This is a genomic window from Pseudonocardia endophytica (assembly GCF_004339565.1).
Lineage (GTDB): Bacteria > Actinomycetota > Actinomycetes > Mycobacteriales > Pseudonocardiaceae > Pseudonocardia > Pseudonocardia endophytica.
Window position 1 is genome coordinate 3,456,762 of the sequence record NZ_SMFZ01000002.1, and the last position, 14,329, is coordinate 3,471,090.

The 14,329-nt window shown below is 72.5% G+C and carries 15 protein-coding genes and 2 riboswitches; of the genes, 10 read left to right on the plus strand and 5 right to left on the minus strand.

The genetic code is table 11. The features are described from left to right. Nucleotides 1–87 precede the first annotated feature (87 nt). Together fgd and EV378_RS34695 are read left to right on the plus strand one after the other, a co-directional pair. Nucleotides 88–1,095 (plus strand): glucose-6-phosphate dehydrogenase (coenzyme-F420), encoded by a 1,008-nt coding sequence (gene fgd / locus EV378_RS34690; protein ID WP_132432226.1) that lies wholly within the window; start codon nucleotides 88–90, stop codon nucleotides 1,093–1,095. A gap of 73 nt (nucleotides 1,096–1,168) precedes the next feature. Further along, nucleotides 1,169–1,954, plus strand: a complete 786-nt coding sequence (locus EV378_RS34695; protein WP_132432228.1) for an enoyl-CoA hydratase/isomerase family protein — start codon at nucleotides 1,169–1,171, stop codon at nucleotides 1,952–1,954. A gap of 145 nt (nucleotides 1,955–2,099) precedes the next feature. Here EV378_RS34695 and EV378_RS34700 read toward each other — a convergent pair whose 3' ends face one another. From EV378_RS34700 to EV378_RS34715, 4 genes are all read right to left on the minus strand, one after another. After that, entirely contained in the window at nucleotides 2,100–2,936 is an 837-nt protein-coding gene (locus tag EV378_RS34700; protein ID WP_132432230.1) for an AfsR/SARP family transcriptional regulator, read from the minus strand. Nucleotides 2,937–3,080: 144 nt separating this feature from the next. Further along, on the minus strand, nucleotides 3,081–4,022 hold the full coding sequence (locus tag EV378_RS34705) for an ATP-binding protein (protein ID WP_132432231.1): 942 nt from the start codon (nucleotides 4,020–4,022) through the stop codon (nucleotides 3,081–3,083). A gap of 7 nt (nucleotides 4,023–4,029) precedes the next feature. Next, nucleotides 4,030–4,947, minus strand: coding sequence for an MEDS domain-containing protein (locus EV378_RS34710; protein ID WP_243653912.1), 918 nt, complete (start codon nucleotides 4,945–4,947; stop codon nucleotides 4,030–4,032). Between the two features lie 249 nt (nucleotides 4,948–5,196). Next, the gene (locus EV378_RS34715; RefSeq protein ID WP_132432233.1) at nucleotides 5,197–5,706 is read right to left on the minus strand and encodes an OsmC family protein; all 510 of its coding nucleotides are present in this window, start codon (nucleotides 5,704–5,706) and stop codon (nucleotides 5,197–5,199) included. A 55-nt stretch (nucleotides 5,707–5,761) separates the two neighbouring features. Here EV378_RS34715 and clsA point away from each other — a divergent pair, with 55 nt between their 5' ends. The 5 genes from clsA to EV378_RS34740 all read left to right on the plus strand — a co-directional run bounded on the left by clsA (nucleotide 5,762) and on the right by EV378_RS34740 (nucleotide 8,839). Further along, nucleotides 5,762–6,370, plus strand: a complete 609-nt coding sequence (gene clsA / locus EV378_RS34720) for a cardiolipin synthase ClsA (protein ID WP_132432234.1) — start codon at nucleotides 5,762–5,764, stop codon at nucleotides 6,368–6,370. A gap of 9 nt (nucleotides 6,371–6,379) precedes the next feature. Beyond that, nucleotides 6,380–6,778, plus strand: coding sequence for a glycine cleavage system protein GcvH (gene gcvH, locus EV378_RS34725; protein WP_132432236.1), 399 nt, complete (start codon nucleotides 6,380–6,382; stop codon nucleotides 6,776–6,778). Between the two features lie 136 nt (nucleotides 6,779–6,914). Next, on the plus strand, nucleotides 6,915–7,370 hold the full coding sequence (garA, locus tag EV378_RS34730; RefSeq protein ID WP_132432238.1) for a glycogen accumulation regulator GarA: 456 nt from the start codon (nucleotides 6,915–6,917) through the stop codon (nucleotides 7,368–7,370). A 222-nt stretch (nucleotides 7,371–7,592) separates the two neighbouring features. After that, a complete protein-coding gene (locus tag EV378_RS34735) occupies nucleotides 7,593–8,066 on the plus strand; it encodes a bifunctional nuclease family protein (RefSeq protein WP_132432240.1) in 474 nt (157 codons plus the stop codon). Nucleotides 8,067–8,257: 191 nt separating this feature from the next. Continuing rightward, nucleotides 8,258–8,839 carry a MerR family transcriptional regulator gene (locus EV378_RS34740; RefSeq protein ID WP_207909038.1) on the plus strand — a complete coding sequence of 194 codons (582 nt, stop codon included), beginning with the start codon at nucleotides 8,258–8,260 and terminating at the stop codon, nucleotides 8,837–8,839. 13 nt (nucleotides 8,840–8,852) lie between these two features. Here the strand turns inward: EV378_RS34740 and EV378_RS34745 are convergent, their stop codons facing one another. After that, entirely contained in the window at nucleotides 8,853–9,152 is a 300-nt protein-coding gene (locus EV378_RS34745) for a YiaA/YiaB family inner membrane protein (RefSeq protein WP_132432244.1), read from the minus strand. A 79-nt stretch (nucleotides 9,153–9,231) separates the two neighbouring features. Next, nucleotides 9,232–9,332: riboswitch (glycine riboswitch) on the plus strand. Next, nucleotides 9,333–9,447, plus strand: a riboswitch (glycine riboswitch). A gap of 40 nt (nucleotides 9,448–9,487) precedes the next feature. On the opposite strand from EV378_RS34745, the gene gcvP reads away from it, so the two are divergent. The 3 genes from gcvP (at nucleotide 9,488) to EV378_RS34760 (ending at nucleotide 14,259) form a co-directional block, all read left to right on the plus strand. Beyond that, nucleotides 9,488–12,355 carry an aminomethyl-transferring glycine dehydrogenase gene (gene gcvP, locus EV378_RS34750; protein WP_132432246.1) on the plus strand — a complete coding sequence of 956 codons (2,868 nt, stop codon included), beginning with the start codon at nucleotides 9,488–9,490 and terminating at the stop codon, nucleotides 12,353–12,355. A gap of 168 nt (nucleotides 12,356–12,523) precedes the next feature. Then, nucleotides 12,524–13,933: a chloride channel protein gene (locus tag EV378_RS34755; RefSeq protein WP_132432248.1), complete on the plus strand. Its 1,410-nt coding sequence runs from the start codon at nucleotides 12,524–12,526 to the stop codon at nucleotides 13,931–13,933. Between the two features lie 23 nt (nucleotides 13,934–13,956). Continuing rightward, nucleotides 13,957–14,259, plus strand: coding sequence for a YrhK family protein (locus EV378_RS34760; RefSeq protein WP_132432250.1), 303 nt, complete (start codon nucleotides 13,957–13,959; stop codon nucleotides 14,257–14,259). The last annotated feature ends 70 nt before the right edge of the window (nucleotides 14,260–14,329 follow it).

Genomic DNA, 14,329 nt, shown 5'->3' on the forward strand with positions numbered 1-14,329 from the left:
CCCGGCGCGCCGGTGCGGCAGGCTGGGGAGCAGCACCCCGCGGCGCCGCGGAACCAGAAGGCGTCGCACCCACACGGAGGACGTGTCGTGGACCTCAAGATCGGCTACAAGGCGTCGGCGGAGCAGTTCGGGCCGCGCGACCTGGTGGAGTACGCCGTCCGGGCGGAGGAGCTCGGGCTGGACAGTGTCTGGGCGTCGGATCATTTCCTGCCATGGCGGCACAACGGCGGTCACGCGCCGTACGCGTTGAGCTGGATGGCCGTGGTCGGGGAGCGGACGAGCCGCGTGCAGATCGGTACCAGCGTGCTGACCCCGACCTACCGCTACAACCCGGCCGTGCTCGCCCAGGAGCTGGCGACGATGGCGCTGCTGTTCGACGGCCGCGTGGCCCTGGGTGTGGGCACCGGCGAGGCGTTGAACGAGATCGCCGTGTCCGGCATGGAGTGGCCGGAGTTCAAGGAGCGGTTCGCCCGGCTGCGCGAGTCGGTCCGGCTGATGCGTGCACTGTGGACCGAGGACGGCAAGGTCAACTTCGAGGGCGACTACTACACGACGGTCGACGCGGAGATCTACGACCGCCCGTCGACGCCGGTGCCGGTGTACGTCGCGGCCGGTGGGCCGATGGTGGCGCGCTACGCCGGGCGGCAGGGTGAGGGGTTCATCTGCACGTCCGGGAAGGGGATGGAGCTCTACACCGACAAGCTGATCCCCGGGGTGAGGGAGGGTGCGGAGAAGGAGGGGCGCGACGCGGAGACGATCGATCGGACGATCGAGATCAAGATGTCCTACGACCGCGATCCGGAGGCGGCGCGGGAGAACTGCCGGTTCTGGGCGCCGCTGTCGCTCTCGGCCGAGCAGAAGAACTCGGTGAGCTCGTCGGAGGAGATGGAGCGCCTGGCCGACGAGCTGCCGCTGGAGCAGATCACCGGCCGGTGGATCGTCACCTCGGATCCGGACGAGGCCGTGGCGCAGATCAAGCCGTACGTCGACGCCGGGCTGAACCATCTGGTGTTCCACGGTCCCGGCGACGACCAGGAACGCTTCCTGTCCCAGTTCGCCGAGGACGTCATGCCGAAGCTGCGGGCGCTCTCGTGAGCGAGCGTGCGAGCTCACCATCGAGCACAGCACCCCGGGGGCCGCGGCCGACGGGCGCCGGCGAGGAGCACGCGTGACCGCGCCGGTCACCGAGCAGGACGGCCGCGTCCTGCGCGTCCGGATCTCGAAGGGCAAGCACGGCACGCTGTCCGGCGAGGAGATGCCGGAGATCACCGATGCGCTGACCACACTCGCCGGCCAGGACCCGACGGCGCCGGACTCGGTCGGCGCGATCCTGCTGTTCGGCGACGGGGACCAGTTCTGCACCGGCGGCGACGTCCGCGGGTTCGTCTCGGCCGACGACCGGTACGCGTTCGTGCACCACCTGGCGGACACGTTCCACGAGTTCCTGCGCCCGCTGGCGTCGAGCCCGGTACCGACCGTCGCGGCCGTGAAGGGCTGGGCGGCCGGGGCCGGGATGAGCGTCGCGCTCGCCGCGGACCTGATCGTGGCCGGCCGCTCGACCCGGATGCGTCCGGCCTATCCGGGGATCGGCTTCTCGCCGGACGGCGGCATGAGCTGGACGCTGCCCCGGCTGGTCGGCGCGGCACGGGCCCGCCGGATCCTGCTGTCCGACGAGGTGCTCGACGCCGGGACGCTCGCCGAGTACGGGATCGCGGCCGACGTCGTCGAGGACGAGGAGGTGGTGTCCACGGCCGAGGGGCTCGCGCACCGCCTCGCCCAGGGCCCGACGGCTGCGCTCGGCCGGATCAGGGGCCTGCTGGACCGCACGTGGTCGAGCTCGCTGGACGACCAGCTGGCCGCCGAGGCCGACGCGATCGCGACGAGCGCGGCCGGACCGGAGGCGACGGAGGGACTGACGGCGTTCGCCGAGAAGCGCGCCCCGCGCTTCCACTGATCGTCGCCCCTACCCCCATCCGGCCCACCCCCCACGTGAACGAACGGCACCTTCGAGCAGTCACATTGCTCGAAGGTGCCGTTCGTTCGGAAAGGGGGGAGGGGGCCGCGCCTGCGCCCGGGAGGCGGAGGTGGGGCGGCCGAGCTCAGCGCCCGGAGGCGGGGCTCCCGGCGGCGAGGCGGCGGCCCGCCGGACGGCCGGCGCGCACGCCCGGCATGCCGACGCCCCAGCGCTGGACCGGGCGGTGCAGGCCAGGACCGAGCGGCCACCCGGAGTCGTGCGGGGCGAGCAGGCGATCCATCTCGGAGTCCGGCGTCGCGCCGATGCTGGAGCGCAGCAGCTCCTGGAACTCCTCGTACTCCCGCATCGCACCGGCCACGTCGCCGCCGGCCAGCAGCGCCTCGACGAGCGCGCGACGGGACCGCTCGCGGCTCGGCGCCGCGGACACGGCGCGGCGGGCGATCGCGACGGCGTCCTCGTGCTGCCCGGTCGCGGTGAGGCCCTCGGACAGACGCTCCAGCGCGGAGAGGCGCAGCTGGCGGAACCGCTCGCGCTCGACCGCGATCCAGGACGCCGTCCAGGACGGCAGGATGTCGTGCTCCAGCAGTTCGACGTCCGGGCGCTGCTCGATCCGGCTCGCGGACAGCGCCCGGATCAACAGCATCGCGTCGGACAGGTCGGTCGCGACGTCCGGCCCGAGCGCCAGCCGGCCCTTGTCGTCGGCGGCCAGCAGGCCGGGGACGTCCACCCCTGCCACGGCCTCGTCGAGCAGCCGCGCGGCTGCCTTCGGGCCCACGCTCGGCCACAGGTCGGCCGCCAGCGCCGCCGTCGGCTGCGGGCGGGGATGCACGGCCAGATACGCGACCAGCCGGCGCGAGTCCACCGGCAGCGGGATGGTCTCCCCACCCGTGTGCAGGGCGAATGCCCCGAGCAGATGCACGGTGGGTACGGACGAGACGGATCGACGATGATCGTCGGACATGGCTTGCCCTCGGTTGTGGTGGCGTGTCGGCCCGCGGCAGGACCCGCACACCCGGCGACGCGCGTCCGCGTCGTGCGGGCACAGCAGGAATAGACCGGCACGGACGGCGGGCGGCTCCGTGCGACGGCCGTCACCGAGGATAGCTCAGGCGTGGGCCAGAAGTCGCACGTGGGTTCCGGAATCATCCCGCCAGACGTGCAGGGCGTCGCAGAGCTGGCGTGCGATCCACGTCCCTCGCCCCCGCGGCTGCGACGGGTGCGGCGGCGCGAGGCCGATCAGCGGCAGTCCGAGGTCGCCCTCGTCGTGCAGCTCGCAGACGAGCTCGTCGGGCGACGCCCAGACGAACAGCTCGGCCTGCGCGGACCCGTGTTCGACGGCGTTCGTCGCGATCTCGTTGACGGCCAGTACCAGGTCCTCGGCCCGCTCCCGGTCGAGACGGCTCTCGCGCACCGCGTCCTCGACCGCACGGCGCACCCGGCTGAGCTCGAACGTGTTGTAGCGCAGGAAGATGTCCGGCGGACCGAGCACGTAGGGCGCCGCCACCGGCATGCTCGCGAACACCTCCGCCGGGGTGCGGTGGTCCGGGTTCGGCACGAGCTCCGCCCCGTACAGCAGCAGCGGGTGGTTCGCGTTGGCGGCGTCCGAGACGACGCGGTGCAGCGGCAGCTGCGGGTACGCGCAGACCTGGGTCACCGGCAGTGTGCCGAGCGAGATGTTCAGCGCGGCCTCGTGCTCGGTCCAGTAACTGCCGTCCGGCCCGTCGAGATCCGCGTCGTGCTCGGCGAGCACGACGATCTCCTGGCCGGCCGAGGTCATCGCGCGCAGCTCCCGGGCCCGCCACGCGGCGACGGTCTGACCGGACTCGCGCGCGGCGCGGGTGAGCGGTGTGAGCGACGTGACGGCGTCGCTCCCGACGTGCTCGCGCAGCCCGGCCTCGACCTCGTCGGAGACCGCGAGCGCGAGCCGGCCGCCGCGGTCGCGGACGGCACAGGCGAGCGGCAGCATCCGGGACACCGCGTCCTGCGGCCCGTCGTGCAGCACCAGGCCGTGCCGGAACCGTGGCGTACGGGCCTCGTTGACCCTCATCGTGCCCTCACGACGCCATGTCCGTCTCGGATGTCTCGGACGTCTCGGGCACCTCGGAGGTCTCGGACACCTCGGAGGTCTCGGATGCCTCCGCCGTGTCGGCGGTGACCTCCAGCTGGGAGGCGAACGGGGCGCCGCACCGGTCGAGGATGCGCTGTACCCGTGGCCGGACGCGGTGCAGCACGAGGCGGTGGGTGGCCGGGAACATCTCGGCCGCGTGCACCAGCCCCACGGCCGTCGCGACGTCGATGAACCGCACCGACGCCATGTCCAGCACGACCTCGGGCGGTACGTCCGGGGATCGCAGCGACCTGTCCAGTGAGGACTGCAGCAGGGTGGTGATCTTGGGCCGGTTGCTGTGGTCGATCTCGCCTGCCAGGCGGGCCGACGCGACGCCGGTGCGCACGATGCGCATCAGCCCGTCGTCGTAGGCGCCGACCGGGGCCAGGTGGTCCCGGTGCAGCGCACGCATGATCTCGATCTGCTCGGAGCTGTAGTGCCCGTGGTCGTAGGTGCACAGCGCCGTCAGGCGGTTCTCCTGCAACAGGCGGTCCAGCAGCCCGTCGAACTCGGGCAGGGTGGCGGACGCGCCGGGAGCGAGCGACGAGTGCATCTGGCCGGTGAGCCGAGCGCCGCGGTAGCCCTCGCGCAGCGCGTCGGTGACGGTGTCGGTCACCCCGCGGTAGAGCTGGCCCAACGGGGTGCGGAACGTCGCGTGCGTCGTCTGCTCGGGCACGATGGTCAGCTGGCCGCTGCTGAGCGGCCCGTCGACCGCGGCGCCGTCGTCGGAGAGCCTCCGCAGCATCGCGTCGGCCGCGCCGTCGTCGTCGTAGTAGAAGATCTTCTCGTTGCGGTCGAGACCCTCCGCGACGAACTGGGCGGACAGCTCGCTGAGATGCTCCTCGCTGTCCGGGATCGCGCACACGTGATCTCCGGATGACAGGTCATCCGCAAGCTTGATCACGTGGTCACGACACCAATCCGGGACCTGGGACGTCCCGCGTCAGCACGCTACGTCCAGGTGGCCCGCACGAGCCGTCCGTCGCGCCGAAGCGACAACGTACCGCGCCGAGCGGGTGCACGAACGGCCACGTCGCGGCGCCGACCCGGTGACGGGGACGATCGTCCGTCCGCCGAACGGGCGATCACAGCCGCCGACGTGTACCCGTCCGGATCAGGAACCGGTGGTCACCGACACGTCGAGGTTCGCACTGCCCTTGATCGTCTGCAGCACGACGCAGTAGCGCTCGGTCAGCTTGATCAGCGACGCGACCTGGTCCTCGGCGGCGTCCGTGTCGATCGCGAACGTCAGGCGGATGTCGCGGAACCCGACCGGCGCGTCCTTCGCGACGCCCAACGTGCCGCGGAAGTCGAGGTCGCCCTCGGCCCTGACCTTGCCGGACACGTTCAGCTCCATCGACGTCGCGACGGCCCGCATCGTGACCCCCGCGCAGGCGACGAGCGCCTCCAGCAGCATGTCGCCCGAGCAGAGCTGGGTGCCGTCACCGCCGGTCGCCGGGTGCAGCCCGGCCTCGGCCAGCGCGCTGCCGGTGCTGACCTTGCAGGCCACGCCGCTGCCGTCCAGCTCGCCGTCCGCGTGGAGCGTGACGACGGCGGACTCCGGGTCGTCCTTGTACTGCTGCTTGAGCGGGCCCTGAACGTCGCGCAGCGAGGTCGTATCCATGACCGGCATCCTGACGGCCGGGCAGCCGAAAAGCACGTCGGAGTAGCCTCCCGCCGTGACGGTCGAGGAGCCCGTGCGGGACCGGTGGGTCACCGTCCCCAACGCGCTGAGCGTGCTGCGCCTGCTCGGCGTCCCGCTGTTCCTCTGGCTGATGCTCGGGCCGCAGGCCGACGGGTGGGCGGTCGCCGTGCTCGCGGCCGGCGGGATCAGCGACTGGCTCGACGGCAAGCTCGCCCGGTTGCTGAACCAGTACAGCCGGCTCGGCGCCGTGCTCGACCCGGCCGTCGACCGCCTCTACATCCTGGCCGCGCTCGTCGGCCTCGGGCTGCGCGAGATCGTCCCCTGGTGGGTGGTCGCCGCCCTGATCGCCCGCGACGTCGTCCTGGCCGTCTGCGTGCTCGTGATGCGCGGCCGCGGGTACGGCCCGTTCGTCGTCACCTATCTCGGCAAGGCCGCGACGTTCGTGCTGCTCTACGCGTTCCCGCTGCTACTGCTCGGAGACGGTCCCGGCCCCGTCGAGGCGGTCGTGCGGGCGATCGCGGTCGCGTTCGCGGGGTGGGGGACGGCGCTCTACCTGTGGACCGGGGTGCTCTACGTGGCGCAGTTCGTTCTCGCGCTGCGCCGCCCGGTGACCCCCTCGGGGGGTCCGGCCGGCGGGGGATAGGCTCCCCGCGTGAGTTCGGAAATCCCGGCTGATCTTGTCTACACCGAGGCCCACGAGTGGGTCCGGACCACCGAGGACGGCATCGTCCGGATCGGTGTCACGGACCATGCCCAGCAGCAGCTGGGCGATGTGGTGTTCGTCCAGTTACCGGACGTGGGTGACACCCTCTCGGAGGGCGACTCGTTCGGCGAGGTGGAGTCCACGAAATCGGTGTCGGACATCTACGCGCCGGTCGGCGGCGAGGTCGTCGCCGTGAACGAGAGCCTCGACAGCACACCGGAGCTCGTGAACTCCTCGCCGTACGGGGACGGGTGGATCGTCGAGATCCGGCTGGCCGACGGCGCGGTCGAGAAGCTCGGCTCGCTGCTCGACGCCGACGCCTACAAGCAGCTCACCGACGCGTCCTGACGTCGCGCCGACAGGCCGGTCGGGGGGTCGGCACGCACCGGTGCGGACCGGTACGTTCACTACTTCGCCGCGACGCCCGCCCCGCCGGGGCAGCACGACCCGACACACCCCGTACACCCCAGGAGGAGTCCCCGAGGTGACACCGAACGACCGGCCGGACATCCCCCCGGAGCGTCCCCAGGAGTCGACGTCGGTCTTCCGGGCCGACTTCCTCGCCGACGCCGAGAACCCCGCCCAGCAGGAGCAGCCCGTCTCCGGCGTGGACGGCCTCCCTCCCGGATCGGCGCTGCTGGTCGTCCGGCGCGGGCCGAACGCGGGCTCGCGCTTCCTGCTGGACATCCCGACGACGAGTGCGGGCCGCCATCCGGACAGCGACATCTTCCTCGACGACGTGACGGTCTCCCGTCGGCACGCGGAGTTCCGCCGTGACGCCGGCGAGTTCGTCGTCGTCGACGTCGGCAGCCTGAACGGCACCTACGTCAACCGGGAGCCGGTGGACACCGCCGTCCTGGCGAACGGCGACGAGGTGCAGATCGGCAAGTTCCGGCTGGTGTTCCTGACCGGTCCGCGCGAGCCCGGGATGGGCGGCTGACCCACGCGGGTCGGGAGCGGGCTCCGGTCGGCGATCCCCGGCAACGGGCCCGTCCGGAGGCGCGCGTCGCGCCGGTCGTCCGTGTAGCGTCGTCGGCACCCGGTGCGGGGACGAGTCGTGGGGCGGAGGGACGCGGTCGCGGGGCCGGAAACGGGCCGGGCAGTGCATGCACGTAGTGGGCCGCAGGGGCTGGACGCTGCGGCGAGCTGAGGAGGCGGGCGGATGAGCGAGATGCGCGTCGTGGGTGTGAGGGTCGAACTTCCCGCCAACCAGCCGATCCTCCTGTTGCGGGAGACGAACGGCGACCGTTACCTCCCGATCTGGATCGGGTCGGTGGAGGCCACGGCGATCGCGCTGGAGCAGCAGGGCGTCAAGCCGGCCCGCCCGCTCACGCACGATCTGCTCAAGGACGTGATCGGGGCACTCGGACGCCGCCTCGAGCAGGTGCGGGTGACCGACCTGCAGGAGGGCACGTTCTACGCGGAACTGATCTTCGACGGCGGTGTCACGGTCTCCGCGCGCCCGAGCGACTCGATCGCGCTGGCGCTGCGCACCGGTGTCCCGGTGCACGCGGACGAGAGCGTCCTGTCCGAGGCCGGGCTCGTGATCCCGGACGAGCAGGAGGACGAGGTCGAGAAGTTCCGCGAGTTCCTCGACTCGGTCTCTCCCGAGGACTTCCGCGGCGCCAAGGGCTGACCTCCGCCGCGACCCTGCGTGGCGATGTTCGGCCGAGCAGGTGAGTGGTGGCCCGTGTGGGTGCGAAACGCCCACGAGTGGGTCCCCCGCACCGGCGAGCCGCGTTGACCGGCCTGGTCAGGCGGCATACGGTTTCCGGACACCGTCGTGATGTCCGTCGCGACGGGGTGGACCGCTCGGCAGGATCGGAGATCTGCGTGGACACGCCACCCGAGGGCCCGGGGCAGGGCGAGCTGTTCCCGGACCCGCTGGTCGGTGAGGGGTTCGACGGGGTCTCGGACCATCTGGTCGGCTTCCGCGGCCCCACCGCGTGCCAGGTCGTCGGGATCACCTACCGGCAGCTGGACTACTGGGCCCGCACCGGGCTCGTCGTGCCGTCCATCCGCAGCGCCGCCGGATCCGGCAGCCAGCGTCTGTACTCGTTCAAGGACGTCCTCGTCCTCAAGATCGTGAAGCGGCTGCTGGACGCAGGCGTGTCACTGCAGAACATCCGGATCGCCGTGGACCACCTGCGTCGCCGCGGCATCCGGGATCTCGCCGGCATCACGCTGTTCAGCGACGGGACCACGGTCTACGAGTGCACGTCGCCGGAAGAGGTCGTCGACCTCCTGCAGGGCGGTCAGGGCGTGTTCGGGATCGCCGTCTCCGGTGCCATGCGCGAGATCAGCGGCGTGATCAAGGACTTCCCCGCGGAGCGCGCCGACGGCGGGACCGTCGACGACACGCCGGAGGACGAGCTGGCTCGCCGCCGGGCGCGGCGCGCCATCTCCTGAGCCCTGCCGACGATCACGCGACGTTCTTGAACGGGTCGTGCTCGGCCAGCAGCTTGTCCATCCGCGCCTGGTCGACCCGGCTCACGACGGTCTGGCTGTCCTGACGGTCGCGCACGATCTTGGCCAGCGTGAACGCCGACGTCGTCACGTACAGGACGCCGACGGCCAGGAACGCCTTGATCCACGGGTCGGCCGGCAGGTAGAGGACGCCGATCACGACGGCGGCCAGCGACACGCCGAACGACAGGATCGCCTGGATGTGGAACGCGGCCGTGGTCGATGCGGACGGGGCCTGCGTGCTCGAGTTCGTCATGGCGCAAGCGTGGCGACCCCACTCGGCGATCGGTGCCGTGGAACTACGCAAGTCGCGGTATCCTTCGCCGGGTAGTCGCCGAACCCGAGCGGGAGAGTCCCAGCGGAGCAGCACGCGCCGGGCGCCGAAGGAGCAAACCCTTCCCGGAATCTCTCAGGCACCCAGGACCGCTCGGGGAAGACGCCTCTGGAAAGCGACGGGAGCCACGGGGCGCCCGTCCGCCGACGGGGAAAGCCGGAAGCCTCCGGTGAATCTCTCAGGCGCCCGGGTCACGGGCACGGACAGAGGGGGAGGGCCGTAGAAGCCCTGGCCCCGATCTGCCCACCGGAGGCACCGTGACCTCGACGCAGACCCGCCACACCCTCTCCGAGCTGGAACGCGGCGTACCGTTCGCCGACCGGCACATCGGACCGGACACCGACGGCCTGGCCAGGATGCTGACGTCGATCGGGGTGTCCTCGCTCGACGACCTGGCCGCACGCGCGCTGCCGGACAGCATCCGGGACACCGAGCCGGTCGCCACGACGCTGCCGGACGCGGCCACCGAGGCCGAGATGCTCGCCGAGCTGCGGACGCTCGCCGACCGCAACACCGTGACCGTCCCGATGATCGGCCTGGGCTACCACGGCACCCGCACCCCGTCGGTGATCCGGCGGAACGTGCTGGAGAACCCGGCCTGGTACACGGCGTACACCCCGTACCAGCCGGAGATCAGCCAGGGCCGCCTCGAGGCGCTGCTCGCGTTCCAGACCACCGTCTCCGACCTCACCGGCCTGCCGGTGGCGGGCGCGTCGCTGCTCGACGAGGCGACGGCCGCCGCGGAGGCGATGACGTTGCTCCGACGCGCGGGGAAGTCGGCGAGCCCCCGGTTCGTGGTCGACGCGGACACGCTGCCGCAGACGCTCGACGTGCTGCGCACCCGGGCCGAGCCGCTCGGGATCGAGCTGGAGGTCGCGGACGTGTCCGGCGGCCTGCCGGACGGCGAGATGTACGGCGTCCTGCTCAGCTACCCGGGCGCGTCCGGGCGGATCGCCGACCCGTCGTCGCTGATCTCCGAGGCGCACGACCGCGGCGCGCTCGTCGTGGTCGCCGCGGATCTGCTGGCCCTGACCCTGCTCTCCCCGCCCGGCGAGCTCGGCGCCGACGCCGCGGTGGGCAGCACCCAGCGCTTCGGCGTGCCGCTCGGGTTCGGCGGCCCGCACGCCGGCTACCTCTCGGTCGGCGAGAAGCAGGCCCGCCAGCTGCCGGGCCGCCTGGTCGGGATGTCACGGGACGCCGACGGCAACCCCGCCCTGCGGCTCGCGCTGCAGACCCGCGAGCAGCACATCCGGCGGGAGAAGGCGACGTCGAACATCTGCACGGCGCAGGTGCTGCTCGCCGTGATGGCCGCCTGCTACGCCGCCTACCACGGCCCCGACGGGCTGGCGGCGATCGCACGGCGCACGCACCGGATGTCCGCCGTGCTGGCCGCCGGACTGCGCGCGGGCGGTGTGGAGCTCGAGAACGACGCGTTCTTCGACACGATCGTCGCGCGGACGCCGGGGCGGGCGGCCGAGGTCGTCAGGAACGCCCACGAGGCCGGGATCGCGCTGCGCCCCATGGACTCCGACACCGTCGGTGTGTCCTGTTCGGAGCTCACGACGGTCGAGCACCTGCACAGGGTGTGGGCGGCGTTCGACGTCGAGGTGTCCGATGTGGACGCGCTCGACGAGTCCACGTCGGACGCGTTGCCCGATGGCCTGCTGCGGACGTCGGAGTACCTGACCCACCCGACGTTCCACGACTTCCGGTCCGAGACGTCGATGATGCGCTGGCTGCGCCGCCTCGCCGACGCCGACCTGGCGCTGGACCGCACGATGATCCCGCTCGGCTCGTGCACGATGAAGCTCAACGCGGCGTCGGAGATGGAGCCGGTGACCTGGCCGCAGTTCGCCGAGCTGCACCCGCTCGCGCCGGAGGCGGACAGCGCCGGCACCCGGGAGATGATCACCCAGCTGGAGCGGTGGCTGACCGAGCTGACCGGTTACCACGCCGTGTCGGTCCAGCCGAACGCCGGCAGCCAGGGCGAGCTGGCCGGGCTGCTGGCGATCGCCGCCTACCACCGCTCGCGCGGCGACCACGAGCGCGACGTCTGCCTGATCCCGTCGTCGGCGCACGGCACGAACGCCGCGTCGGCCGTGATGGCGGGACTGCGCGTCGTCGTCGTGGGCACCGACGGCCGCGGTGACGTCGACCTGGACGACCTGCACGCCAAGATCGCCGAGCACGGTGACCGGCTGGCCGCGCTGATGATCACCTACCCGTCCACGCACGGCGTGTACGAGGCCCAGGTGCGCGACGTCTGCACGGCCGTGCACGACGCGGGCGGCCAGGTCTACGTGGACGGCGCGAACCTGAACGCGCTCGTCGGCGTCGCCCGGCCCGGCGCGTTCGGCGGGGACGTCAGCCACCTGAACCTGCACAAGACGTTCTGCATCCCGCACGGCGGCGGGGGGCCCGGCGTCGGGCCGGTCGCGGTGGCCGAGCACCTGGCGCCGTTCCTGCCCGGCCGCGGTGAGGTCGGCGCCGTCTCGGCCGCCCGCTACGGCAGCCCCGGCGTGCTCCCGATCTCGTGGGCCTACCTGCGGATGATGGGCCCGGACGGGCTGCGCCGGGCGACGCTCACCGCCGTCGCGGCCGCGAACTACGTCGCCAGGAGGCTGCGCGAGTACTACCCGGTGCTCTACGCGGGCGAGGACGGCTCCGTCGCGCACGAGTGCATCCTCGACCTTCGGAAGATCACCAAGGACTCCGGCGTCACGGTCGACGACGTGGCCAAGCGGCTGATCGACTACGGCATCCACGCACCGACGATGTCGTTCCCGGTGGCCGGCACGCTGATGGTGGAGCCGACCGAGAGCGAGGACGTCGCCGAGATCGACCGGTTCGTCGACGCGATGATCGGGATCCGCGCCGAGATCGACCGGGTCGCCGCGGGGGAGTGGCCGGTGGAGGACAACCCGCTGCGCGGCGCCCCGCACACGGTGGCCTGCCTGGTCGACAAGTGGGACCGCCCGTACACGCGCGAGGTGGCCGCCTACCCGACGGGCGCGACACCGGGCGTGCACGACCGCAAGGTGTGGCCGCCGGTGCGCCGCATCGACGGCGCGCACGGCGACCGCAACCTGGTCTGCTCCTGCCCGCCGCCGGAGGCGTTCGCCTGACGTACCGGGCGGGCCCGGCACCGGGCCCGTCCCGGCACCCATGATCGGCCGGCCGGATCGTGGTGGAAGTCCGCTCCGATCCGGACCCGGCCGCCGGTCATCACCGGGCGCCGGCCCCGATGTGCGGGGCCGTCGGGCCCCGGGCACCGGTCGCGGGAGGATGACGCCATGGCGACGGACTCCCCGCGCCGGCGGCCCGCCGGTTCGGAGCGGCAACGGTGGCCGCAGCCGCTGCTGCGCAGGCGGATCGCGTCACGACGGGCGGCGATGGACCAGCCGAACGTCACCGGCGACGGGGACGTGCCGCTGACCGTGCGGTTCTGGGTCGTGCTCGTCGCGACGGGGGTCGGTGCCGGGCTGTTCGGCGCCCTGCTGATGGCGCTGCTGAACCTGGTGTCCGAGCTCGCGTTCGGGCCCGGCGCCGCGGAGGACTTCCAGGCCGCCGTCGAACGCGCGTCCCCGGTCGGGCGGCTGACGCCCCTGCTGGTCGGCGGCGTGGTCGCCGGCGTCGGCTGGTTCCTGTTGCGGCGTTACGTGCGAGGCAGCACCGACGTGGACGACTCGATCTGGACCGGGGACGGGAAGCTGTCGTTCGGGCGCAGCGCCGGGACGTCGGTGCTGTCCGAGATCGTCGTCGGGCTCGGCGCCTCACTCGGCCGGGAGGCCGCGCCGAAGCTGATGGGCGGCGTGTGCGGGAGCCTGCTCGCCACGTGGTCCGGCCTCTCCGTCCCGCAACGACGGCTGGTCGTCGCCTGTGGTGCCGGGGCCGGCCTGGCCTGCGTCTACAACGTGCCGCTGGCCGGCGCGCTGTTCACCGCGGAGGTGCTGGTCGGGGCGTTGCGGCTGCCGGTGGTGCTGCCCGCGCTGGCCTGCTCGGCGACGGCGACGCTCGTCGCCTGGGTCTACCTGCCGTCCGGCCCGACCTACGCCGATCTGCCCGCGCACACGCTGACCCTCGACACCGTCGTCTGGGCGGTGCTGGCCGGGCCGGTGATCGGGGTGGTCGCCGTCGGGTTCGTCCGGGCGATCGGCTGGGTGTCGGCGCACCAGCCGTCGCGCTGGTGGTGGCAGATCACGGCGCCGATCCTGGCGTTCGGCCTGCTCGGCGTGACCGGCCTCGCGCTGCCCCAGCTGCTCGGCAACGGCAAGGACATGGCCGAGCAGGCGTTCGTCGCGGGTACCTCAGGGGTGGCCCTGTTCGCGGCGCTGTCCCTGCTGAAGCCGCTGATGACGGTGCTGTGCCTGGGCAGTGGGGCGTCCGGCGGGCTGTTCACGCCGACGCTGTCCTCCGGGGCGGCGCTGGGTGCGGCACTCGGGGCGGTGTGGTCGCTGCTCTGGCCCGGCACGCCGGTCGGCACGTACGCGCTGATCGGGGCGGCCGCGCTGATCGGGTCCGCGATGCAGGCACCGCTGGCCGGCCTGGCCATGGTGCTCGAGCTCACGCACTCCGGTTTCGCGCTGATGGTGCCGTCGGTGGCCGCGACGTTCCTGGCCACGGCCGTGGCCCGCTGGATCGACGGCTACTCGATCTACTCCGCCCGGCTGGCCGCCCGCCCCGTCCTCGAGCGTGACACCTGAGCGTGCGCGACGATGTCATGGAGATGAGCGAGCAGGCCCCCGCAACACCGCACCCGATCACGATCCGGATCGGCCACGACGAGCTGGTCATCCGGAAGCGCTACGAGGTGCTCAGCATCGTCAACGACGTGCTGGTCGCGGCCTGGTTCCTGATCGGCAGCATCCTGTTCTTCTCCGAGGCCACGACGTACGCGGGCACCTGGCTCTTCGTGATCGGCAGCGTCGAGCTGCTGATCCGCCCGGTGATCCGGCTGAGCCGCCTGGTCCACCTGCGCCGGCTGCCGAACCGGTCCGGCCTGCCGGACGAGACGGTCACCGACTACTGAGGTGATCGGGAGTCCGGCGTGACCGGACAGATGTGTCCGCCGACGCTGCCGGGAAGCCGATCACGCGGGG

Coding starts and splice junctions, on each gene's coding strand:
- EV378_RS34735 (WP_132432240.1), top strand. CDS start 7,593: ATGAGCGAGATGCGCGTCGTGGGTGTGAGGGTCGAACTTCCCGCCAAC.
- EV378_RS34700 (WP_132432230.1), bottom strand. CDS start 2,936: ATGTCCGACGATCATCGTCGATCCGTCTCGTCCGTACCCACCGTGCAT.
- EV378_RS34745 (WP_132432244.1), bottom strand. CDS start 9,152: ATGACGAACTCGAGCACGCAGGCCCCGTCCGCATCGACCACGGCCGCG.
- EV378_RS34705 (WP_132432231.1), bottom strand. CDS start 4,022: ATGAGGGTCAACGAGGCCCGTACGCCACGGTTCCGGCACGGCCTGGTG.
- EV378_RS34760 (WP_132432250.1), top strand. CDS start 13,957: ATGAGCGAGCAGGCCCCCGCAACACCGCACCCGATCACGATCCGGATC.
- EV378_RS34755 (WP_132432248.1), top strand. CDS start 12,524: ATGGCGACGGACTCCCCGCGCCGGCGGCCCGCCGGTTCGGAGCGGCAA.
- EV378_RS34715 (WP_132432233.1), bottom strand. CDS start 5,706: ATGGATACGACCTCGCTGCGCGACGTTCAGGGCCCGCTCAAGCAGCAG.